Origin of the sequence: Lelliottia nimipressuralis (genome assembly GCF_004115925.1) — a bacterium.
In the GTDB taxonomy this organism is placed as follows: domain Bacteria; phylum Pseudomonadota; class Gammaproteobacteria; order Enterobacterales; family Enterobacteriaceae; genus Enterobacter; species Enterobacter nimipressuralis.
This window is the reverse complement of record NZ_SDDX01000008.1, coordinates 299,453-320,998: the sequence shown is the minus strand read 5'-3', so window position 1 is coordinate 320,998 and position 21,546 is coordinate 299,453. Positions and strand designations below refer to the sequence as shown.

General features: G+C 55.4%; 19 protein-coding genes and 1 other RNA gene. 15 read left to right on the top strand and 5 right to left on the bottom strand.

Annotated features, from left to right (window positions below; all coding sequences use genetic code 11):
* The first annotated feature begins 395 nt into the window (after positions 1–395).
* The 4 genes from epd (at position 396) to mscS (ending at position 4,848) form a co-directional block, all read left to right on the top strand.
* A complete protein-coding gene (gene epd / locus ETG88_RS07875) occupies positions 396–1,415 on the top strand; it encodes an erythrose-4-phosphate dehydrogenase (RefSeq protein WP_102104708.1) in 1,020 nt (339 codons plus the stop codon).
* A gap of 49 nt (positions 1,416–1,464) precedes the next feature.
* Entirely contained in the window at positions 1,465–2,628 is a 1,164-nt protein-coding gene (pgk, locus tag ETG88_RS07870) for a phosphoglycerate kinase (protein WP_100779013.1), read from the top strand.
* Between the two features lie 92 nt (positions 2,629–2,720).
* Positions 2,721–3,800 carry a class II fructose-bisphosphate aldolase gene (gene fbaA, locus ETG88_RS07865; protein WP_100779014.1) on the top strand — a complete coding sequence of 360 codons (1,080 nt, stop codon included), beginning with the start codon at positions 2,721–2,723 and terminating at the stop codon, positions 3,798–3,800.
* Positions 3,801–3,987: 187 nt separating this feature from the next.
* Entirely contained in the window at positions 3,988–4,848 is an 861-nt protein-coding gene (gene mscS, locus ETG88_RS07860) for a small-conductance mechanosensitive channel MscS (RefSeq protein WP_100779015.1), read from the top strand.
* Between the two features lie 50 nt (positions 4,849–4,898).
* Here mscS and dctP read toward each other — a convergent pair whose 3' ends face one another.
* Entirely contained in the window at positions 4,899–5,948 is a 1,050-nt protein-coding gene (gene dctP, locus ETG88_RS07855) for a TRAP transporter substrate-binding protein DctP (protein ID WP_129035110.1), read from the bottom strand.
* A gap of 185 nt (positions 5,949–6,133) precedes the next feature.
* Here dctP and argO point away from each other — a divergent pair, with 185 nt between their 5' ends.
* Together argO and ETG88_RS07845 are read left to right on the top strand one after the other, a co-directional pair.
* Positions 6,134–6,769: an arginine exporter ArgO gene (gene argO, locus ETG88_RS07850; protein WP_100779017.1), complete on the top strand. Its 636-nt coding sequence runs from the start codon at positions 6,134–6,136 to the stop codon at positions 6,767–6,769.
* A gap of 88 nt (positions 6,770–6,857) precedes the next feature.
* On the top strand, positions 6,858–7,598 hold the full coding sequence (locus tag ETG88_RS07845) for an oxidative stress defense protein (protein WP_100779018.1): 741 nt from the start codon (positions 6,858–6,860) through the stop codon (positions 7,596–7,598).
* A 37-nt stretch (positions 7,599–7,635) separates the two neighbouring features.
* Here the strand turns inward: ETG88_RS07845 and argP are convergent, their stop codons facing one another.
* Positions 7,636–8,529 carry a DNA-binding transcriptional regulator ArgP gene (gene argP, locus ETG88_RS07840; RefSeq protein WP_100779019.1) on the bottom strand — a complete coding sequence of 298 codons (894 nt, stop codon included), beginning with the start codon at positions 8,527–8,529 and terminating at the stop codon, positions 7,636–7,638.
* Between the two features lie 189 nt (positions 8,530–8,718).
* Here argP and rpiA point away from each other — a divergent pair, with 189 nt between their 5' ends.
* Both rpiA and serA read left to right on the top strand, forming a co-directional pair.
* A complete protein-coding gene (gene rpiA / locus ETG88_RS07835) occupies positions 8,719–9,378 on the top strand; it encodes a ribose-5-phosphate isomerase RpiA (RefSeq protein ID WP_100779020.1) in 660 nt (219 codons plus the stop codon).
* 264 nt (positions 9,379–9,642) lie between these two features.
* Positions 9,643–10,875, top strand: a complete 1,233-nt coding sequence (gene serA / locus ETG88_RS07830; protein ID WP_100779021.1) for a phosphoglycerate dehydrogenase — start codon at positions 9,643–9,645, stop codon at positions 10,873–10,875.
* A 108-nt stretch (positions 10,876–10,983) separates the two neighbouring features.
* Here serA and ETG88_RS07825 read toward each other — a convergent pair whose 3' ends face one another.
* From ETG88_RS07825 to zapA, 3 genes are all read right to left on the bottom strand, one after another.
* The gene (locus ETG88_RS07825) at positions 10,984–11,580 is read right to left on the bottom strand and encodes a 5-formyltetrahydrofolate cyclo-ligase (RefSeq protein ID WP_107702889.1); all 597 of its coding nucleotides are present in this window, start codon (positions 11,578–11,580) and stop codon (positions 10,984–10,986) included.
* 24 nt (positions 11,581–11,604) lie between these two features.
* Positions 11,605–11,788: non-coding RNA, 6S RNA (gene ssrS, locus ETG88_RS07820), on the bottom strand.
* Positions 11,789–11,829: 41 nt separating this feature from the next.
* Positions 11,830–12,159, bottom strand: coding sequence for a cell division protein ZapA (gene zapA, locus ETG88_RS07815; protein WP_129035109.1), 330 nt, complete (start codon positions 12,157–12,159; stop codon positions 11,830–11,832).
* Between the two features lie 166 nt (positions 12,160–12,325).
* Between zapA and ETG88_RS07810 the strand changes: the two genes are divergently transcribed.
* From ETG88_RS07810 to gcvP, 7 genes are all read left to right on the top strand, one after another.
* Positions 12,326–12,904 carry a YecA/YgfB family protein gene (locus ETG88_RS07810; protein ID WP_123428885.1) on the top strand — a complete coding sequence of 193 codons (579 nt, stop codon included), beginning with the start codon at positions 12,326–12,328 and terminating at the stop codon, positions 12,902–12,904.
* 23 nt (positions 12,905–12,927) lie between these two features.
* Positions 12,928–14,241, top strand: a complete 1,314-nt coding sequence (gene pepP, locus ETG88_RS07805) for a Xaa-Pro aminopeptidase (RefSeq protein WP_129035108.1) — start codon at positions 12,928–12,930, stop codon at positions 14,239–14,241.
* On the top strand, positions 14,238–15,416 hold the full coding sequence (ubiH, locus tag ETG88_RS07800) for a 2-octaprenyl-6-methoxyphenyl hydroxylase (RefSeq protein ID WP_129035107.1): 1,179 nt from the start codon (positions 14,238–14,240) through the stop codon (positions 15,414–15,416). The genes pepP and ubiH overlap by 4 nt, the downstream gene beginning before the upstream one ends.
* A gap of 11 nt (positions 15,417–15,427) precedes the next feature.
* The gene (gene ubiI, locus ETG88_RS07795; protein ID WP_129035106.1) at positions 15,428–16,630 is read left to right on the top strand and encodes an FAD-dependent 2-octaprenylphenol hydroxylase; all 1,203 of its coding nucleotides are present in this window, start codon (positions 15,428–15,430) and stop codon (positions 16,628–16,630) included.
* 445 nt (positions 16,631–17,075) lie between these two features.
* Positions 17,076–18,170: a glycine cleavage system aminomethyltransferase GcvT gene (gene gcvT, locus ETG88_RS07790; protein WP_102104702.1), complete on the top strand. Its 1,095-nt coding sequence runs from the start codon at positions 17,076–17,078 to the stop codon at positions 18,168–18,170.
* Between the two features lie 24 nt (positions 18,171–18,194).
* Positions 18,195–18,584 carry a glycine cleavage system protein GcvH gene (gcvH, locus tag ETG88_RS07785; RefSeq protein ID WP_129035105.1) on the top strand — a complete coding sequence of 130 codons (390 nt, stop codon included), beginning with the start codon at positions 18,195–18,197 and terminating at the stop codon, positions 18,582–18,584.
* A gap of 69 nt (positions 18,585–18,653) precedes the next feature.
* On the top strand, positions 18,654–21,527 hold the full coding sequence (gene gcvP, locus ETG88_RS07780; RefSeq protein WP_129035104.1) for an aminomethyl-transferring glycine dehydrogenase: 2,874 nt from the start codon (positions 18,654–18,656) through the stop codon (positions 21,525–21,527).
* The last annotated feature ends 19 nt before the right edge of the window (positions 21,528–21,546 follow it).

Below are 21,546 nucleotides of genomic sequence, written 5' to 3'. Positions count from 1 at the left end.
GGTTTTTTTTATGGGGAAAAACTGCCGAGGGAAGAGGGTAGCCTTTAATTTGCGCACTGAGGGGCCAAACGTGGCGCCTGTTCTTTGCGATAGTCGAACGGCGGACCTGACGCCACGGATGACGGCCAGGGCGAATATGTTTTCGCCGGAGTGGAATAATTCCGCGGTAAATGGCCGAAGAAATGTGACGCAAGTCAGATAAATGGCGAATCCCTCCGGGCGAACGTTCCTTTTATTCCCCGTTTCGCTTATTCTTGCTGAAGCGTTTCAGTCGATTAAATGTTCGACAATTGACCAATCAGTCGCAGTTTGTGACAGGCAAGCATTCCCCTCCGAGCGTAGCTGGATTACTCTTTCAGCCACCTCAATCTCAGGGATAGCCTTGCAGGAGACCTATGACCGTACGCGTAGCGATTAATGGCTTTGGTCGCATCGGACGTAACGTGGTTCGTGCATTATATGAATCAGGACGTCGGGCGGAAATCACCGTAGTGGCTGTCAATGAACTGGCAGACGCGGCGGGTATGGCGCATTTGTTGAAATACGATACCAGCCATGGGCGCTTTGCCTGGGATGTACGCCAGGAAAGAGAGCAACTGTTCGTCGGCGATGATGTGATTCGCGTCCTGCATGAGCGCAGTATTGACGCGCTGCCGTGGCGTGAATTGGGTGTGGATGTGGTGCTGGATTGTACCGGCGTGTACGGCAATCGCGAACACGGCGAGGCGCATCTGGCAGCAGGCGCGAAGAAAGTCCTGTTTTCCCATCCCGGTGGTCACGATCTCGACGCAACCGTCGTGTACGGCGTGAACCATCTTGAGCTGCAAGCCGAACACCGTATTGTCTCTAATGCCTCCTGCACCACAAACTGCATTATTCCGGTCATCAAACTGCTAGACGATGCGTATGGCATCGAATCGGGCACAGTAACCACGATTCACTCCGCCATGCACGATCAGCAGGTTATCGACGCGTATCACCCGGACTTGCGTCGCACACGTGCGGCGAGCCAGTCAATCATTCCGGTGGATACGAAACTGGCGGCCGGAATTACCCGAATTTTTCCGCAGTTTAACGACCGTTTTGAAGCCATTGCGGTTCGCGTGCCGACCATAAATGTCACCGCGATTGACCTCAGTGTCACGGTTAAAAAACCGGTAAAAGCCAGTGAAGTCAACCTGTTGCTGCAAAAAGCGGCACAGGGTGCATTTCATGGTATAGTTGACTATACGGAATTACCGTTGGTCTCAGTAGATTTTAACCACGATCCGCACAGTGCCATTGTCGATGGTACACAGACGCGGGTCAGCGGTGCTCACCTCATCAAAACGCTGGTGTGGTGCGATAATGAATGGGGCTTTGCTAACAGGATGCTCGACACCACGTTAGCCATGGCCGCACAAGGTTTCAGGTAGGGCGCAAAGTGCGCATGCAAAACTTTAAGAATCAACGAGAGGATTCACCATGTCTGTAATTAAGATGACCGATCTGGATCTGGCAGGTAAACGCGTTTTCATCCGTGCCGATCTGAACGTACCTGTTAAAGATGGCAAAGTGACCAGCGATGCGCGTATTCGTGCTTCTCTGCCAACCATCGAACTGGCACTGAAACAGGGTGCGAAAGTGATGGTAACCTCTCACCTGGGTCGTCCGACCGAAGGCGAGTACAACGAAGAATTCTCTCTGCTGCCGGTTGTTAATTACCTGAAAGACAAACTGTCCAGCCCGGTACGTCTGGTTAAAGACTACCTGGACGGCGTTGAAGTGGCTGCAGGTGAACTGGTTGTTCTGGAAAACGTTCGCTTTAACAAAGGCGAGAAGAAAGACGACGAAGCACTGTCCAAAAAATACGCTGCACTGTGCGACGTCTTCGTGATGGATGCATTCGGTACGGCTCACCGTGCTCAGGCTTCTACCCACGGTATCGGTAAATTCGCAGACGTAGCTTGCGCAGGTCCACTGCTGGCTGACGAACTGGAAGCACTGGGTAAAGCACTGAAAGAACCAGCACGTCCAATGGTTGCTATCGTTGGTGGTTCTAAAGTGTCTACCAAACTGACCGTTCTGGATTCCCTGTCTAAAATCGCTGACCAGCTGATCGTTGGTGGTGGTATCGCAAACACCTTCGTTGCCGCTCAAGGCCACAACGTGGGTAAATCCCTGTATGAAGCAGACCTGGTTGACGAAGCTAAACGCCTTCTGACCACTTGCGATATCCCAGTCCCAACTGACGTGCGCGTAGCAACCGAGTTCTCTGAAACGGCGACCGCGACGCTGAAGTCTGTTAACGACATCAAAGATGAAGAGCAGATTCTGGACCTGGGCGACGTGTCTGCACAGAAACTGGCTGACATCCTGAAAAACGCGAAAACCATTCTGTGGAATGGCCCGGTTGGCGTGTTCGAATTCCCTAACTTCCGTAAAGGGACTGAAATCGTGGCTAACGCAATCGCAGACAGCGAAGCGTTCTCCATCGCAGGCGGCGGCGACACTCTGGCGGCTATCGACCTGTTCGGTATTTCCGACAAAATTTCCTACATCTCCACTGGTGGCGGCGCATTCCTCGAATTCGTGGAAGGTAAAGTTCTGCCAGCAGTAGCAATGCTCGAAGAGCGCGCTAAGAAGTAAGCCATTCATGGGCAGGGAAACCTGCCCAAATTTCAGCGTGCTTTTTAGAGCTCGCACCTTTTCTAACGGCCGAAGATACAGGACTACGTAACATGTCTAAAATTTTTGATTTCGTAAAACCTGGCGTGATCACTGGTGATGACGTTCAGAAAGTGTTCCAGGTAGCAAAAGAAAACAACTTTGCTCTGCCGGCAGTTAACTGCGTGGGTACCGACTCCATTAACGCCGTACTGGAAACCGCTGCAAAAGTTAAAGCTCCGGTTATCGTACAGTTCTCTAACGGCGGCGCTGCGTTCATCGCGGGTAAAGGCGTTAAAACTGATGTTCCTCAGGGCGCAGCAATCCTGGGCGCTATCTCTGGTGCGCACCACGTACACCAGATGGCTGAGCACTACGGTGTTCCAGTTATCCTGCACACCGACCACTGCGCGAAGAAACTGCTGCCATGGATCGACGGTCTGCTGGACGCGGGTGAAAAACACTTCGCAGCGACCGGTAAGCCACTGTTCTCTTCTCACATGATCGACCTGTCTGAAGAGTCACTGCACGAAAACATCGAAATCTGCTCCAAATACCTGGCGCGCATGTCCAAAATGGGCATGACCCTGGAAATCGAACTGGGTTGCACCGGCGGTGAAGAAGACGGCGTGGACAACAGCCACATGGACGCTTCTGCACTGTACACCCAGCCAGAAGATGTTGATTACGCGTACACCGAGCTGAGCAAAATCAGCCCACGTTTCACCATCGCGGCATCTTTCGGTAACGTACACGGCGTTTACAAGCCAGGTAACGTGGTTCTGACTCCAACTATCCTGCGCGATTCTCAGGAATATGTTTCTAAGAAACACAACCTGCCGCACAACAGCCTGAACTTCGTCTTCCACGGCGGTTCCGGTTCTTCTGCTCAGGAAATCAAAGACTCCGTAAGCTACGGTGTAGTGAAAATGAACATCGATACCGATACCCAATGGGCAACCTGGGACGGCATCCTGCAGTACTACAAAACCAACGAAGCTTACCTGCAAGGCCAGCTGGGTAACCCGAAAGGCGAAGACCAGCCGAACAAGAAATACTACGATCCACGCGTATGGCTGCGTGCTGCCCAGACTTCTATGATTACCCGTCTGGAGCAGGCATTCAAAGAACTGAACGCGGTTGACGTTCTGTAATTTGAGTTGCTGAAAAGCGTTAAAAAGGTCCGCATTTGCGGGCCTTTTTTTATGCCTTTTCAACGGGCTGCCACGGCCGATTGTGTGATCTGTTTGGCACAATCAGCACTTTTTGTTTACCCTTTACTGACCTGCCTGTCTCCCAGTGAGATGGATTTTTTGTCTGGATTAGCAAAAGGAAGAATGAATGGATGATCTCGGTGTAGTAGATGGCATCAACAACGCGGGCACCTGGCTGGTGCGCAACCAGGCGCTACTGCTGAGTTATGCGGTGAATATCGTGGCAGCGATTGCGATTATTATCGTCGGGATGATCGTGGCACGCGTGGTGTCCAATGCGATCAACCGCGTGATGCGCGCGCGTCAGATTGATGCCACGGTGGCAGATTTCCTCTCCGCGCTGGTGCGCTACGGCCTGATTGCCTTTACGCTGATTGCTGCGCTTGGGCGCGTCGGTGTACAGACGGCCTCCGTCATCGCGGTACTCGGTGCTGCGGGTCTGGCTATCGGTCTGGCCCTGCAGGGTTCACTGTCGAACCTCGCCGCAGGCGTGCTGCTGGTGACTTTCCGCCCGTTCCGCTCCGGTGAATACGTCGATTTAGGCGGCATTGCCGGGACCGTGCTGCAGGTGCAGATTTTCTCCACCACCCTGCGCACCGTTGATGGCCGTATCGTTGTGGTGCCGAACGGTAAAATCATCGCCGGAAACATCATTAACTTTTCCCGCGAACCGGTACGTCGCAACGAACTGTTGATCAGCGTGGCGTATGATTCCGATATCGATAAGGTGAAAGCGCTGCTGACGAATATCATTGAGTCGGATGTTCGTATCATCCAGGACCGCGAGAGAACTGTTCGTCTGAACGAACTCGGTGCTTCGTCGATCAATTTCGTGGTACGCATCTGGAGCAAAAGCAGCGATTTGCAGGAAGTTTACTGGGACGTGCTGGAGCGCATTAAGCGTGAATTTGACGCTAACGGTATTAGCTTCCCGTATCCGCAGATGGACGTGAACTTCAAGCGCGTGAAAGAACACGCGAGCGAATAAATCCGTTCTGACAGACAACGCCCGCGCGTGAATACCGGCGGGCGTTTTTTTTATCTCAGTGTCTGGTTAATAATGCTGCTGACACCCTGCATCAACATTCCCGCATCACTGATTCCTTTGTTTTCCTGCTGAGTGACCCATTCGGCCTGAACCTGCTGATACCCGGTGGCGGTTTGCCAGGCTTTCAGCTCATCGTTTGTCAGATAATGAATGGTCGCGCCTTCCCGTTTCATCGCGTTGGTCATCTCGGCCAGATTAGCCTCTTGCGCTGCGCCAAGACGTTTTTGCGTAGCGGCTGCCGCACGTCTGATGGCACCGCGATCCTTGACGTCGAGGCTATCCCACACCGCTTTATTCATCACCAGCAGATATACGTGTCCGAGCCACAGGGAAGGAGAAACCTGAATATAAGGTGCGGCACGCTCGGCGTGAATATCGTGCCCGCTGTCGAGGTTAACCATCAGGCCATCGAGCTGCCCGTCCTTCAGCGCTTCGGTAATGTGCTCATTCCACGGCATATTCACCGGAACGCCACCCGCGTTACGTAAAAATGACTGATGCCAGAAACTGGCCGTTCGCCATTTGCTTGCGTTCAACTGATCGAGTTTCACATTGGGTTGGGTGGTGAAAAAACCTACCGGATACCCGAGGAAAAACTGCAGGTTTATCACGTTATTTTTTTCAAGCTCGTTCCCAAACTGGCGATAATCTTTGAAGATGCGCTGAAAGGCAGCAGCCTGGGCATTACCGCTGGCAGGCCCAAGAGGGAAGCTCTTAAATATCTGGTGCCGTGGAAGGAGGTCGGGCGTGTATTCGGGGACGACAGTGCCCATATCCGCAACACCGCCCTGGCTGATGGTCGTTAGTGCGTTATAGCTGGTGGACAGCTCGCCGTTCCAGTGGGCGTCGATTTTCAGGCGACCGAGGGATTCCGTCTCAATCGCTCTAAAAAAAGTCTCTTTTATGAGCCGGGTACGCATGTTTCCGTACGGTTCGTGATCGGTATAGCGTAACGTTGTGGTCGCGCTGGCGGTGGCAGCCCACAGACAGGTAAACACCCATGCGGCGCAGTAAAGTAAAGCCTTCGCGTTATGCTTCATATCCATTCCTTTGGTACGGTTGCTGATACCTTCAGCATACGCTAAATCCGGAGTTAAAACGTTTGTCAGAATCTCAATACGGCATCATTAGGGTAGCTAATTAGGGATTAATATTATCAATTTCCTCTAATGAAGTTCTCGCAGTATAGTCTGCCGTAACGACAACCGTGTAAGAGTATTTCTCCATGTTATCTTATTACTTTCAAGGGCTTGCGCTAGGCGCAGCCATGATTTTACCGCTCGGTCCCCAAAATGCGTTTGTTATGAACCAGGGGATTCGTCGACAGTATCACCTGATGATCGCCATGCTCTGCGCCGTCAGCGATTTGCTGCTCATTTGCGCCGGGATTTTTGGCGGCAGCGCGCTACTGATGCAGTCGCCGTGGCTGCTGGCGCTGGTGACCTGGGGCGGCGTGGCGTTCCTGCTGTGGTACGGTTTTGGCGCTCTGAAAACCGCCATGAGCAGTAACCTGGAACTTGCCAGCGCCGAAGTGATGAAGCAGGGACGCTGGAAGATCATCGCCACCATGCTGGCGGTGACCTGGCTTAATCCACACGTTTATCTGGATACCTTCGTGGTGCTCGGCAGCCTGGGCGGTCAGCTGGATGTCGAACCTAAACGCTGGTTCGCACTGGGAACAGTGAGTGCTTCCTTCCTGTGGTTTTTTGGTCTGGCGATACTTGCCGCCTGGCTTGCCCCGCGCTTACGCACCGCCAAAGCGCAGCGCATCATTAATATTCTCGTCGGCGTGGTGATGTGGTTTATCGCGTTCCAGCTGGCGAAAGAGGGCATTAGTCACGTACAGGTATTGTTCAACTAAGCGTTGTCTTATGGACAACTGAAGCAGACGCGCTAAGCTTGCTGGCATGCGCCCTTAGGTGGGCACTTCGCAACATGGAGGAATAACAGTGAAGTTTAAAGTGATGGCCCTGGCGGCATTAGTCAGTTTTGGTGCAGTATCGGTACAGGCAAACGAATTGCCAAATGGACCGCACATTGTCACTTCCGGTACGGCAAGCGTGGACGCTGCTCCCGATGTTGCAACCCTTGCGATTGAAGTGAACGTGGCGGCAAAAGATGCTGCGTCAGCCAAGAAACAGGCCGACGATCGCGTTGCGCAATATCTCTCTTTCCTTGAGCAGAACGGCGTTGCAAAGAAAGACATTAACTCCGCGAATCTTCGCACCCAGCCAGATTACGACTATCAGAATGGCAAAAGCATTCTGAAAGGCTATCGCGCCGTGCGTACGGTGGAAGTGACTGTACGTCAGCTCGATAAGCTGAACTCGCTGCTGGATGGCGCGCTGAAAGCGGGTCTGAACGAAATCCGTTCCGTGTCGCTGGGCGTTGCGCAACCAGAGAAATACAAAGACGAAGCGCGCAAAGCGGCGATTGACGACGCAGTACGTCAGGCAGAGCAGCTGGCTTCTGGCTTCAAATCGAAGCTCGGCCCGGTGTATAGCGTGCGTTACCACGTCTCTAACTACCAGCCAAGCCCGATGGTTCGCATGATGAAGGCCGATGCCGCACCGGTTTCCGCACAGGAAACTTACGAGCAGCCGACCATTCAGTTCGACGATCAGGTGGATGTGGTCTTCCAACTGGAACCCGCACAGGGCCAGCAGCAACAGCAGGCGCCTGCGCAGTAATCAATGACAAAAAAGCCGGGGTAACCCGGCTTTTTTATTAATCCTGTCTCAACACCTTATGCCCGTAGGCCAGCAGTGCATCGGTGACGTTGCGCATCATGCGGCTCTCCGGCGCAAAACGGTGCCAGTACAACATCCGACGCTGATACAGCCCCGGCGTTAAGTCGATAAGTTCACCGCTCTTCAACTCTTTCTCAATCTGCAAATGCGGGATCATACAGCAGGTCGTCCCCTGACGGGCCAGCTGCACGAAGGCTTCAGACGAATTCACGATATGACAGGGCACGCTGCCCGGCGGCAGGTCGAAGTTCTGCTGCAAAAACGCCTGATGCATATCGTCGAGATGATCGAAGGCCACGGCAGGGGCTTTCAGCAGCGCGGCACGGGTGACACCATTCGGGAAATAACGCTCAGCAAACTCTTTTGAGCCGACAAAAAGATAGTCCAGCGCGCCGAGCTGATCGACCAGGCAGCTTGGCAACGCCTGCGGCTGGATACTGACCGCACCGACCACTTCGCCACGACGCAGCCTCTCCTGAGTACGGGTTTCATCTTCCACCTGCAGATTGAGGCGGATAGGCGAATCGGCCAGCACCGAGGAGAGAGCGGGCAGCAGCCAGGTGGCCAGACTGTCGGCGTTCACCGCCAGCGAGAGCAGCAGCGGTGTGGAACCGGTCTGTTCATCGCCGAGCCACTCCTCTTCCAGCAGCTCAACCTGACGCAGCAGGGCCAGCAGCTTCTGCCCTTGTTCCGTCGGACGTGGCGGAACGGTACGCACCAGCAGCGGTTGTCCGAACATATTCTCAAGCTGTTTGATTCGCTGTGATACGGCGGATTGAGTGATGCACAGCTTCTGCGCTGCGCGCTCAAAACCTCGTTCACGAATGACGGCATCAAGCGCCTGTAGTGTTCTGTAGTCCGGACGTTTCATTGCGGGGCAGTACTCCTGAATTTTGCTGATTCTGCACTATGACACAAATTTACCTTTGTGACAGACCAATTCCGACCACATCGGATCTGTCAGGGCTTTGCTCGGTAATGTGACACCGGTCACAGGGACATTCCCTGCCTGCCTGTTCTATAATACGCCCTGAGTTTTCACACCACAGGCAAAAAGATCATGACGCAGGATGAACTGAAAAAAGCAGTAGGATGGGCCGCTCTCCAGTACGTACAACCCGGTACCATTGTCGGTGTCGGTACTGGCTCGACCGCCGCACATTTTATTGATGCGCTCGGCACGATGAAAGGGCAGATCGAGGGCGCGGTATCCAGCTCCGATGCTTCCACGGAAAAGCTGAAAAGTCTCGGCATTACGGTCTTCGATCTTAACGAAGTCGATCGTCTGGGGATTTACGTTGATGGCGCTGATGAGATCAACGGCCATATGCAGATGATTAAAGGCGGCGGTGCTGCCCTGACGCGTGAAAAGATCATCGCTTCCGTCGCGGATAAATTCATCTGTATCGCGGATGCGTCTAAGCAGGTGGATATTCTCGGTAACTTCCCGCTGCCGGTTGAAGTCATTCCGATGGCGCGCAGCGCAGTGGCGCGTCAGCTGGTGAAACTGGGCGGTCGTCCGGAATATCGCCAGGGCGTGGTGACTGACAACGGTAACGTCATCCTCGACGTTCACGGTATGGAGATTATGGACGCCGTGGCGATGGAAAATGCCATTAACGCCATTCCAGGCGTAGTGACGGTAGGGCTATTCGCCAACCGTGGCGCGGATGTGGCGCTGATTGGCACCGCTGACGGCGTGAAAACCATCGTAAAATGATCTGACGGGGGGAGCCTTCCCCCCGCTAAATATTTTTCAAAAGCGAAATTCGGTGACTTGTGTCACGTTTTTTGACCTGTTCTGACGATCCTGCCGCTTTCCTGATTATCCACAGCATTTTCCTCTGACATTTCGCCCTGGATGACTTTTCTTCAGAGTGACGACGCAAACGTTCATATTGCTGCAATAGTTTTTTTTGATATGTTGGCGGGAGCGGATTTAAATCCAGCACAACATCAGTTCAGACAAAACAGGGTCGGGTAAATGGCAAAGGTATCACTGGAAAAAGACAAGATTAAGTTTCTGCTCGTCGAAGGGGTGCATCAGAAAGCACTCGATAACCTTCGTGCAGCAGGGTACACCAACATCGAATTCCACAAAGGCGCGCTGGATACTGAGCAGCTGAAAGAATCCATCCGTGATGCCCATTTCATTGGCCTGCGATCCCGTACTCACCTGACTGAAGAGGTTATTGCCTGCGCTGAGAAGCTGGTGGCTATTGGCTGTTTCTGCATAGGTACCAATCAGGTCGATCTGAATGCGGCAGCTAAACGCGGCGTGCCGGTCTTTAACGCACCTTTCTCCAACACCCGTTCCGTGGCGGAGTTAGTGATTGGCGAGCTGCTGCTCCTGCTGCGCGGTATTCCGGAGGCGAACGCCAAAGCTCACCGCGGTGTGTGGAACAAGCTGGCGTCCGGCTCGTTCGAAGCGCGCGGTAAAAAGCTGGGGATTATCGGCTACGGCCATATCGGTACGCAGCTGGGGATTCTGGCCGAATCTCTCGGCATGAATGTCTTTTTCTACGATATCGAAAACAAACTGCCGCTGGGTAACGCGACCCAGGTGCAGCATCTTTCCGATCTGCTGAACATGAGTGATGTGGTAAGCCTGCACGTGCCGGAAAACGCCTCCACCAAAAATATGATGGGTGCGGAAGAGCTGGCGCTGATGAAACCGGGCGCACTGCTGATCAATGCCGCTCGCGGTACGGTAGTGGATATTCCTGCCCTGTGCGATGCCCTGAAGCGCAAGCATCTGGCGGGCGCGGCTATCGACGTCTTCCCGACAGAGCCGGCCACCAACAGCGATCCGTTCACCTCTCCGCTGTGTGAATTCGACAACGTGATCCTGACGCCGCACATTGGCGGTTCGACTCAGGAAGCGCAGGAAAATATCGGTCTGGAAGTGGCGGGTAAACTGAGCAAGTATTCCGATAACGGATCTACGCTGTCTGCGGTGAACTTCCCGGAAGTGTCTCTGCCGCTGCACGGCGGTCGCCGTCTACTGCATATCCACGAAAACCGTCCAGGCGTGCTGACCGCGATTAACCAGATTTTTGCCGAGCAGAGCGTCAACATCGCCGCGCAGTATCTGCAAACTAACTCGCAGATGGGCTATGTGGTTATTGATATCGAAGCAGATGAAGATGTGGCAGAGAAAGCGCTGCTGAGCATGAAGGCGATTCCGGGTACGATTCGCGCGCGTCTGTTGTACTAATCTGCGGTTTGTTGTGTCGGGTGGCGCTGACGCCTTACCCGACCTCTCTGGCGAATCCAAATCGTAAGCCGGGTTAAGCGTAGCCGCCACCCGGCTTTATTGTTTACCTCACCACTCCCACACTTTCGACGGCGTCACCACTGCGGGCAGCGGAATATCCCATTTCTCCACCGGCAGTGCTTTTACGCCCTGACAATCATGGGCATAGCCCACCGGCTGCAAACCATACTGCTGCCAGTTTTGCAGCGTGCGATCGTAAAATCCTCCGCCCATTCCGAGACGCTGACCGCTTTCATCAAACGCCACCAGCGGCGTGATCAGAACGTCCAGCTCGCTCAGGGGGAGGACATCGCGCACATCGAGTTTGGGTTCGCTAATTTTCAGACGGTTCACCACCAGTTCGCTGTGCGGATGGTAGTGCAAAAACAGCAGATTGCCCGGACTGAACGGGTGCAGCACCGGCAGATAGACCTTTTTCCCGGCGCGCCAGAGTTGTTCGATCAGCGGTTGGGTATCCAGCTCGCCGTCAAACGACAGAAACAGGGCGACGGTATGGGCCATAACCACAGGGGGATACGCCATCATACGGGCGGCAGCGAGCTGGGCGAAATGCGTTTGTTGTTCGGGCGAAAGCGCTCGACGATGTTTGCGGATTAACTGACGGATGTCTTGTCGGGAAGCAGGGACTTCAGGAAATTGAGTCATGATGCATGAAGGTAGTAAAGAAGGGGAATCTCCGAGATGCCGCCGCAGGCTGTAACCCTTGAACCCTTGGTTCAAGGTGAATGTGTCGTCATAGTCTTAAGGCTTCTCGGACGAACCGAGCATGCTCACCGACCATGGAGCGCCACATTCTTGTGGTATGAAATATCGGCTCAGGGGACTGGCCCGCTTGCGAACATCTCAGAGAAATTTTGTCTTCACAGTCACTCTACCATAGTCAACTGCAAAGTGTTATTCAAACTTTTGCACCGGCCTTTCGGGGGGGCGACCCTGATCAAGCAGCGCTTGTTCAATGGTCTGTTGGAGCATTTTAATGCGTTGCTCCATGCTCGCCGCGTAGTCGCGGGTCTTCGCTTTTTCCTGAGTTAATTCATAGCTGATGTTCAACGCGGCGATGAAAACCAGCTGCTCAGTATTTGTGACTCTAGTGCGTTCTTTTAGATCTTGCAACCGCTGATTCAAATCATCCGCAGCCTGATTCAAAGCATCCCTTTGTTCAGGCGGACAATTCACTCGCAGCGAACGGCCAAAAATTTGGAGATCGACGGGTTGTGCAGACATGCCACCTTCCTGCTGATTGACTGCGCGACCTTCGCACATGGCCCGGGGGCTGCGAAGGGGCGACACTATAGCTACCCTGATATGAAGATACAAGCCCTTTTCTGGTATCTCCAGGGTCCAAAGTGGTAGCATATCATGAATATTCCTCCAACGATGACGAATGCGCATGTCTATACAGAACGAAATGCCTGGTTACAACGAAGTAAGCCAGTTACTTAACCAGCAGGGCGTGGGTTTGACCCCTGCTGAAATGCACGGTCTGATCAGTGGCATGCTGTGCGGCGGAAACAGCGACAGCTCATGGCAGCCGCTGCTTCATGACCTGACGAACGAAGGTCTGGCCTTTGGTCACGAGCTTGCTGAAGCCCTGCGCAAAATGCACTCGGCGACCAGTGATTCTCTGGAGGACGATGGCTTCCTTTTTCAGCTTTATCTGCCTGATGGCGACGACGTCAGCGTCTTCGATCGCGCCGATGCGCTGGCAGGCTGGGTAAACCACTATCTGCTCGGTCTGGGCGTTACGCAGCCTAAGCTCGATAAAGTCACCGGCGAAGCGGGTGAAGCGATCGACGATCTGCGCAACATTGCGCAGCTGGGCTACGACGAAGACGAAGATCAGGAAGAGCTGGAAATGTCCGTCGAAGAGATTATCGAGTACGTACGCGTCGCGGCGCTGCTGTGCCACGACACCTTTACGCGCTCACAGCCGACCGCACCGGAAGTCCGCAAACCGACCTTACATTAAAAAAGAACGCACAGGAGGGTGTCATGACTCAACAGGAGTTTCTTCGCCGCCGCCAGGCGCTTTTAGCCCACATGCAGCCGGGCAGCGCGGCACTGATTTTTGCCGCACCGGAAGCCACACGCAGCAATGACAGCGAATATCCCTATCGACAGAGCAGCGATTTCTGGTACTTCACCGGCTTTAATGAGCCTGAAGCGGTACTGGTGCTGATTAAGAGCGATGACACCCACAACCACAGCGTTCTCTTTAACCGCGTTCGCGATCTGGCCGCCGAAATCTGGTTTGGCCGCCGCTTAGGGCAAGACGCCGCGCCAGAGAAACTCGGCGTGGAACGCGCGCTGGCTTTCAGCGAAATCAACGACCAGCTCTATCAATTGCTCAACGGTCTGGACGTGGTGTATCACGCTCAGGGCGAATACGCTTACGCCGATGAACTGGTGTTTGCGGCGCTGGATAAACTGCGTAAAGGCTCTCGTCAAAATTTATCGGCACCCGCGTCCCTGACGGACTGGCGCCCAATCGTTTATGAAATGCGGCTGTTTAAATCGCCGGAAGAGCTGGATGTGATGCGCCGCGCGGGTGAAATCAGTGCGCTGGCCCATACCCGCGCCATGGAAAAGTGCCGTCCGGGAATGTTCGAGTATCAGCTCGAAGGCGAAATTCTTCATGAATTCAACCGCCACGGGGCGCGCTTCCCGTCCTACAACACGATTGTGGGCGGCGGGGAAAATGGCTGCATCCTGCACTACACCGAAAACGAAAGCGAACTGCGTGATGGCGATCTGGTGCTGATCGACGCCGGGTGTGAATATCGCGGTTACGCCGGTGACATCACCCGCACCTTCCCGGTGAACGGCAAATTTAGCCCTGCGCAGCGCGCTGTTTACGACATCGTGCTGGAATCACTGGAAACCGCGTTAACGCTGTTCCGTCCGGGAACCTCCATTCAGGACGTGACTGGCTCGGTGATCCGCATCATGGTGAACGGGCTGGTGAAACTGGGCATCCTCAAGGGCGACGTGGAAGAGTTAATTGCCGACAACGCCCACCGCGCGTTCTTTATGCACGGCCTGAGCCACTGGCTGGGGCTGGATGTCCACGATGTCGGCGGCTACGGTCCGGATCGTTCGCGCGCCCTTGAGCCGGGGATGGTGTTAACCGTTGAACCGGGCCTGTATATCGCGCCCGATGCGGATGTCCCTGCCGAGTATCGCGGGATTGGTATTCGTATTGAAGACGACATCGTGATCACCGAATACGGTAACGAAAACCTCACGGCTTCCGTGGTCAAAAAGGCCGATGAGATCGAAGCTCTGATGGCGGCGGCGCGCGTATGAGCGTGATCATTGTGGGCGGTGGCATGACGGGGGCGACGCTCGCGCTGGCCATCTCACAGCTGACGCACGGCCAGCTCCCCGTTCACCTGGTTGAAGCCGTTGCGCCGCAGACGGCGCAGCATCCAGGTTTTGATGCCCGTGCGATTGCGCTGGCGCAGGGGACCTGCCAGCATCTGTCGCGCCTGGGTATCTGGCAGGCGATTGCCGAGTGCGCGACGTCGATCAAAACCGTTCACGTCAGCGATCGCGGCCACGCCGGTTTTGTTACGCTCGATGCCCAGGATTACCACATTAATGCCCTCGGGCAGGTGGTCGAACTGCACGACGTGGGGCAGCGCCTGTTCCGCTTATTGCAGGATGCGCCTGGCGTAACGCTGCACTGCCCGGCGCGCGTCGCAAGCTTCACCCGCAGTGAAGCGAGTGTGAGCGTGACGCTGGATAACGGCAATGTGCTGGACGGCAAACTGCTGGTGGCCGCAGACGGCTCCCGTTCTGCGCTTGCCACCCAATGCGGTATCGAATGGCAGCAGCAGCCTTATGGTCAAGCGGCGGTGATCGCTAACGTTTCCACCGCTGTGCCTCATCAGGGCCGCGCCTTTGAACGTTTTACCGAGCACGGCCCACTGGCGATGCTGCCCATGTCCGCTGGCCGCAGTTCGCTGGTCTGGTGCCACGCATTGGATGTTATGGATGACGTGATGGCCTGGTCAGATGCGCGTTTTTGCGATGAACTGCAAAAAGCCTTTGGCTGGCGTTTAGGGCGAATCACCCACGCCGGGAAACGCGCCGCCTATCCGCTGGCATTGACCACCGCGTCGCGCTCCGTGTCTCATCGTGTGGCGTTAGTCGGGAATGCGGCGCAAACCCTGCATCCGATTGCCGGGCAGGGGTTTAACTTAGGATTACGCGATGTCATGAGCCTGGCGGAGACGCTGGCGCAGGCATGGCAGGATCGCGACGATTGCGGTGCTTACTCCGTGCTTTGTCAGTATCAGAAACGCCGTCAGGCAGATAAAGAGGCGACCGTCGGTGTGACCGATGGCCTGGTGCATCTGTTCGCGAATCGCTGGGCGCCGCTGGTAGCCGGGCGCAACGCGGGCCTGATGGCGATGGAACTATTCATTCCGGCACGCGACGTGCTGGCGCAGCGAACTCTTGGTTGGGTCGCTCGTTAAGGAGTTACTAAGTGCAGAATGTTGATGTTGCCATTGTCGGCGGCGGAATGGTGGGGCTAGCGCTGGCCTGTGGTTTACAGGGCAGCGGCCTGCGGGTGGCGGTGCTTGAACACAAGCCGCCGCAGCCTGTTGCGCAGGACGCACCGCCAGAGCTACGCGTGTCGGCCATTAATGCCGCCAGTGAAAAGCTGTTAACGCATCTCGGCGTCTGGTCAGAGATCACCGCGTTTCGCGCCAGCTGCTACCACGGGATGGAAGTATGGGACAAAGACAGCTTCGGCCATATCGCCTTTGACGATGAAAACATGGGCTACAGTCATCTGGGCCATATCGTTGAAAACGCGGTGATTCACCACGCTCTGTGGCGCAAAGCCCAGAGCTGTTCCGACGTCACCCTGATGGCGCCCGCGCAGGTGCAACAGATCGCCTGGGGCGAAAACGAGGCGTTTCTGACACTGCAAAGCGGCGATATGCTGACCGCGCGGCTGGTCGTGGGTGCCGATGGCGCAAACTCCTGGCTGCGTAACAAAGCGGATATTCCGCTCACCTTCTGGGATTACCGTCATCATGCGCTGGTGGCGACGATCCGCACGACCGAACCGCACGGCGGTGTCGCGCGTCAGATTTTCCACAATGACGGCATCCTGGCGTTTCTGCCGTTAAGCGATCCGCATCTGTGCTCCATCGTCTGGTCACTGGTGCCGGAAAAAGCACAGCAGATGGAGGCGGCGACGCCTGACGCGTTTAATCAGGCGCTGTGCATGGCCTTTGATAACCGTCTTGGGCTGTGTACGCTGGAAAGTGAACGCCAGCTCTTCCCGCTGACCGGACGCTACGCGCGGCAGTTTGCCTCGCATCGTCTGGCGCTGGTGGGCGATGCCGCACACACTATTCATCCGCTGGCCGGGCAGGGCGTGAATCTGGGCTTTATGGATGCCGCAGAGCTTATCGATGAGCTGCGTCGTCTGCATCGTGAAGGCAAAGATATTGGTCAGCATATATACCTGCGCCGCTACGAGCGCAGCCGCAAACACAGTGCGGCGATGATGCTGGCGGGGATGCAGGGCTTTCGCGAGCTGTTTGCCGGTAACAATCCGGCGAAAAAACTGCTGCGCGATGTTGGACTGAAACTGGCGGATACGCTTCCCGGCGTCAAACCGCAGCTCCTTCGCCAGGCGATGGGGTTAAACGATCTTCCTGAGTGGCTGCGTTAAGCACTAAACGTTAAATTAGACCCCCATCACACTTTCCTCTCCCGGCCTTTGTGCCGGGATGTTTCCCTCGTTTGAAATATTCTAATTCCACGCCTCTTTTCGCATTAGATTATCTAATGTCGTGTTTTTTCCATGTCGGAAATTAGCCGCGTTTTTCCACAGAAAATATCAGCCTGTGCTACATATTGTGAAATTAAAGTTAATTTAATGCGGGGTAAATCGCATTTTGCCAGTGAATAACTCTGTAGGCTTTTCAGCGTTTTTTGGTCATAAGCTAATGTGATGACCCGCTTTAGCTTATGGTTAATCGCCGATTTCGGTGGTAAGTTCAGGGGAAAGAGAACGTTTGCGTCGGCGTCCAGGAGTGATACCGACGCCGGGTTTCGTGGTGGAATTTCGCGCGAAACACAAGATTGCCCCGCTCTGCTAAATCAACGAGGACAAGATGGCTCAACAGACTCCTTTGTACGAACAACACACGTTATGCGGCGCGCGCATGGTGGATTTCCATGGCTGGATGATGCCGCTGCATTACGGCTCGCAGATCGATGAGCACCACGCCGTGCGCACCGATGCCGGGATGTTCGACGTTTCCCACATGACCATTGTCGATCTCCGCGGCAGTCGCACCCGGGAGTTTTTGCGTTATCTGTTGGCGAACGATGTCGCCAAACTCAAAACGCCAGGCAAAGCGCTCTACACCGGGATGCTGAATGCCTCCGGCGGCGTGATTGATGACCTGATCGTTTATTACTTCACTGAAGATTTCTTCCGCCTCGTTGTTAACTCCGCCACCCGCGAAAAAGACCTCTCCTGGATTTCTGAACACGCAGCCAAATACGCCGTTGATATCACCGTACGTGACGATCTTTCTCTGATCGCCGTTCAGGGTCCTAACGCGCAGGCTAAAGCCGCTTCTCTGTTCAGCGAAGAGCAGCGTAAAGCGACGGAGGGCATGAAGCCGTTCTTCGGCGTTCAGGCAGGCGATCTATTCATCGCGACGACCGGCTACACCGGTGAAGCGGGCTATGAAATTGCGATGCCGAACGAGAAAGCCGCCGATTTCTGGCGTGCGCTGGTTGAAGCTGGTGTCAAACCTGCGGGCCTGGGCGCGCGCGATACGCTGCGTCTGGAAGCCGGGATGAACCTCTACGGTCAGGAGATGGATGAAGGTATCTCTCCGCTGGCTGCCAATATGGGCTGGACCATCGCATGGGAACCCGCTGACCGCGATTTTATTGGTCGTGAAGCGCTGGAACTGCAGCGTGAGAAAGGCACCGATCAGCTGGTCGGCCTGGTGATGAAAGAGAAGGGTGTGCTGCGTAACGAGCTGCCTGTGCGTTTCACCGATGCCAGCGGCAATCTTCATGAAGGCATTATCACCAGCGGCACATTCTCACCGACGCTGGGCTACAGCATTGCGCTGGCGCGCGTACCGGCCGGGATTGGCGAGACTGCCGTGGTGCAGATCCGCAACCGTGAAATGCCGGTCAGCGTGACTAAACCGATTTTTGTTCGCGCCGGTAAACCGGTCGCCTAATCATTTTTTATCAGGAGAATTCCAATGAGCAATGTGCCAGCAGAACTGAAATACAGCAAAGAACACGAATGGCTGCGCAAAGAAGCCGACGGGACTTACACCGTTGGGATCACCGAGCACGCGCAAGAGTTACTGGGTGACATGGTGTTTGTGGACCTGCCGGACGTCGGCGCGACCGTGAGCGCGGGCGACGACTGCGCTGTTGCAGAATCGGTGAAAGCCGCGTCTGACATCTACGCGCCAGTGGGCGGCGAAATCGTGGCCGTCAACGACGCCCTGAGCGACTCCCCGGAGCTGGTTAACAGGGAGCCGTACACCGGCGGCTGGATTTTCAAAATCAAAGCGAACGACGAAGCAGAAGTTGAAGCTCTGCTGGATGCAACCGCGTACGCAGCACTGTTAGAAGACGAGTAATTGCTTTTCACCCTCTCCCGAAAGGGGGAGGGGATCCTAATATCACCGCACGTTTAGGAACCATCGCTCATGACACAGACTTTAAGCCAGCTTGAAAACCGTGGCGCCTTCATTGAACGTCACATTGGGCCGGATGCTCAGCAACAGCAGGAGATGCTGAAGACAGTTGGCGCGGATTCGTTAAACGCACTGATCGGCCAGATCGTGCCCAAAGACATTCAGCTCGCCACGCCGCCGCAGGTAGGTGACGCGACCACTGAATACGCCGCGCTGGCAGAGCTGAAGGCAATCGCCGGTCTCAACAAGCGCTTTAAGTCTTACATTGGCATGGGCTACACTCCGGTGCAGTTACCGCCGGTGATCCTGCGCAACATGCTGGAAAACCCAGGCTGGTACACCGCCTATACGCCTTATCAGCCGGAAGTGTCTCAGGGACGTCTGGAAGCGCTGCTAAACTTCCAGCAGGTGACGCTGGATCTGACCGGGCTGGATATTGCCTCCGCTTCTCTGCTTGACGAAGCGACCGCCGCCGCCGAAGCGATGGCGATGGCTAAGCGCGTCAGCAAGCTGAAAAACGCTAACCGCTTCTTCGTGGCGGCAGACATTCATCCCCAGACGCTGGACGTGGTCCGCACCCGTGCGGAAACCTTCGGGTTTGACGTGATTGTTGACGATGCGGAAAAGGTTCTGGATCACCAGGATGTGTTTGGCGTGCTGTTGCAGCAGGTTGGCACCACCGGTGAAGTTCACGACTACAGCAGCCTGATTACTGAGCTGAAATCCCGCAAAATTGTGGTCAGCGTGGCCGCTGATTTTATGGCGCTGGTGCTGCTCACCGCCCCTGGCAAACAGGGCGCAGATATTGTCTTCGGCTCAGCACAGCGCTTCGGCGTGCCGATGGGCTATGGTGGTCCGCACGCGGCCTTCTTCGCGGCGAAAGACGAATTCAAACGCTCCATGCCAGGCCGTATTATCGGTGTGTCGAAAGACGCTGCCGGTAACACCGCGCTGCGCATGGCGATGCAGACGCGCGAGCAGCATATCCGCCGCGAGAAAGCGAACTCCAACATTTGTACCTCTCAGGTGCTGCTGGCCAACATCGCCAGCCTGTACGCCGTGTTCCATGGCCCGGTCGGCCTGAAGCGCATCGCTACCCGCATTCACCGTTTTGCCGATATTCTGGCGGCGGGCTTGCAGCAGAAAGGCCTGAAGCTGCGCCATGCGCACTTCTTCGACACCCTGTGTGTGGAAGTGGCCGACAAAGCGGGCGTGCTGGCGCGTGCTGAAGCTGCCGAAATCAATTTGCGTAGCGACATCCTGAACGCAGTGGGTATCACCCTGAACGAAACCACTACCCGTGAAGATATCCAGGCGCTGTTCAGCGTACTGCTGGGTGATGACCACGGTCTGGACGTCGCTAACCTGGATAAAGAGGTGGCGCACGACAGCCGCTCCATTCAGGAAAGCATGCTGCGTGATGACGCGATCCTGACTCATCCGGTGTTTAACCGCTATCACAGCGAAACCGAGATGATGCGTTACATGCACTCTCTGGAGCGCAAAGATCTGGCACTGAACCAGGCGATGATCCCGCTGGGCTCTTGTACCATGAAGCTCAACGCCGCTGCGGAAATGATTCCGATTACCTGGCCTGAGTTCTCTGAACTGCACCCGTTCTGCCCGGCCGATCAGGCGGAAGGCTACCATCAGATGATCGGTCAGCTCTCCGACTGGCTGGTGAAACTGACCGGCTACGACGCACTCTGCATGCAGCCAAACTCCGGTGCGCAGGGTGAATACGCGGGCCTGCTGGCGATTCGTCACTATCACGAAAGCCGCAACGAAGGGCATCGTGATATCTGCCTGATCCCAAGCTCTGCCCACGGCACCAACCCGGCGTCTGCGCAGATGGCGGGAATGGAAGTGGTCGTCGTTGCCTGCGATAAAAACGGCAACATCGACCTGGCCGATCTGCGTGCGAAAGCAGAGCAGGCGGGTGATAAGCTCTCCTGCATCATGGTGACTTACCCGTCCACTCACGGCGTGTACGAAGAGACCATCCGCGAAGTGTGCGAAGTGGTGCATCAGTTCGGCGGTCAGGTTTACCTCGACGGCGCAAACATGAACGCGCAGGTGGGCATTACTTCTCCAGGTTTCATCGGCGCGGACGTTTCGCACCTGAACCTGCACAAAACTTTCTGTATTCCGCACGGCGGTGGCGGCCCGGGTATGGGACCAATCGGCGTGAAAGCGCACCTGGCACCGTTCGTTCCAGGGCACAGCGTGGTGCAGATTGAAGGCATGCTGACCCGTCAGGGCGCGGTCTCTGCGGCACCGTTTGGCAGCGCATCCATTCTGCCAATCAGCTGGATGTATATCCGCATGATGGGCGCGGAAGGGCTGAAGCAGGCAAGTCAGGTGGCGATTCTGAATGCAAACTACATCGCAACTCGCCTGAAAGACGCTTATCCGGTGCTTTACACCGGTCGCGATGGCCGCGTGGCGCACGAATGTATTCTCGATATTCGTCCGCTGAAAGAAGAGACAGGGATTAGCGAGCTGGATATTGCTAAACGCCTGATCGACTACGGCTTCCACGCGCCAACCATGTCCTTCCCGGTGGCGGGTACGCTGATGGTTGAACCGACCGAATCGGAAAGCAAAGTCGAACTGGACCGCTTTATCGACGCGATGCTGGCGATCCGCGCGGAAATCGACCGTGTGAAACAGGGCCAATGGCCGCTGGAAGATAACCCGCTGGTGAACGCCCCGCACACTCAAAACGAGCTGGTGGCAGAGTGGAACCACGGTTATACCCGTGAGCAAGCCGTCTTCCCGGCAGGCGTGGCGAACAAATACTGGCCGACCGTGAAACGTCTCGACGATGTCTACGGCGATCGTAATCTGTTCTGTTCTTGCGTGCCAATGAGCGAATATCAGTAATACTTAAGCTTTGACAGGA